This window comes from Pseudoroseomonas cervicalis ATCC 49957, from assembly GCF_000164635.1.
Taxonomy (GTDB): Bacteria; Pseudomonadota; Alphaproteobacteria; order Acetobacterales; family Acetobacteraceae; genus Pseudoroseomonas; species Pseudoroseomonas cervicalis.
In genome coordinates this window covers 1-1,277 of record NZ_GG770885.1, presented here as the reverse complement: position 1 = coordinate 1,277, position 1,277 = coordinate 1, and the positions used below count along the sequence as shown (strand labels likewise).

Here is a 1,277-nt window from a genome sequence, read left to right as displayed (position 1 = left end):
CCCGGCGCGGGGCTGCAGCGGGCCCGCGCCCCTTCCCCGCGCCGCGCCGGGCGGCTATCCGGGGCGGCTGTTGGTCTGACCGAAGGATACCCTGCCATGACCGGCCGCGAAGCTGGCGCCGACCTCAAGCCCATGCCGGGCGAAAGCCCGATCATCGTGCTGGTGCGCCCGCAGCTGGCCGAGAATATCGGCTCCACCGCCCGCGCCATGGCCAATGGCGGGCTGTTCCACCTGCGCCTGGTCGCCCCGCGCGATGGCTGGCCGCAGGAACGCGCTTGGTACGTCTCCTCCGGCGCGCAGCGCATCCTCGACGCCGCCACGGTGCATGAGACGGTGGCCGACGCCGTGGCCGATTGCCACCGCGTCTTCGCCACCTGCCCGCGTCCGCGCCATGTCGTCATCCCGGTCTGCACCGCCCGCGGCGCGGCGGAGGAACTGGTCGACATCTGCCAGACCCGGGCGCTCCGCAGCGCCGTGCTGTTCGGCCCCGAGCGCGCCGGGCTCGAGAATGACGACATGGCCTGCGCCGACACCCTGGTCCGCTACCCTCTGAACCCGGACCACATGTCGCTGAACCTGGCCCAGGCGGTGATGATCCTGGCCTATGAATGGTGGAACGCGGCCGTCGACCGCACCCCGCCCCGCCAGCTGATGACCAACGAGACCCATGTCGCCACCAAGGGCGAGCTGGAGACCTTCCTCAACCGCCTGGTCTCCGAGCTCGACGCCAGCGGCTTCCTGGACAATTTGCCGAAGCGGCCGGGCATGGTGCGCAACCTGCGCCACTGGTTCCAGCGCGGCGAGGTGACGGAACAGGAGCTCCGCACCCTGCACGGGGTGGTCACCGAACTGTCGCGCGGGCGGATGCGCCGCGGGCGGCCGGAGGCGCAGGACCCGGCGCTGCCTTGGGCCCAGGAACAGGAACAACAGTAAAAAAATCAGGGGCTCCGCCCCTGAACCCCGCCGGGGGGACAGGGTCCCCCCGGACCCCGCCTTCAGTTGGCGATGCGCACGAAACCTAGCTTCAGCAGCCAGAGCAGGCCGCGCAGGCTGGCCCGGCGCGCAGCGCCCTCGGGCAGCAGCGCCTCCACCGGCAGCGGGCCCTCGCGGCGCAGGCGTTGCAGCAGCGTCTCCAGCCCCGGCGCATCCAGCCCGCCAGCGCCCGCATGCAGGCCGGCGGGCAGCGCCGCGATCGGCGCCACTTCGCCCGGCGCGGCGGGATCAGCCTCCAGCACCATGCCGGCGCGCAGCGGCCCGGTCGGATAGCCGGCGAAGAG

2 protein-coding genes are annotated in these 1,277 nt (G+C 72.7%); one reads left to right on the top strand and one right to left on the bottom strand.

All coding sequences use genetic code 11. From position 1 onward, the window contains the following. The first annotated feature begins 96 nt into the window (after positions 1–96). Positions 97–933, top strand: coding sequence for an RNA methyltransferase (locus HMPREF0731_RS19995; protein ID WP_007006031.1), 837 nt, complete (start codon positions 97–99; stop codon positions 931–933). 62 nt (positions 934–995) lie between these two features. On the opposite strand, the gene HMPREF0731_RS19990 is transcribed toward HMPREF0731_RS19995, so the two are convergent. Then, on the bottom strand, positions 996–1,277 hold a 282-nt coding region (locus tag HMPREF0731_RS19990; RefSeq protein ID WP_007006030.1), incomplete at its 5' end, for a hypothetical protein.

Excerpts from the sequence above, each read along its gene's own strand:
- HMPREF0731_RS19995 (WP_007006031.1), top strand. The coding sequence starts at position 97 with ATGACCGGCCGCGAAGCTGGCGCCGACCTCAAGCCCATGCCGGGCGAA.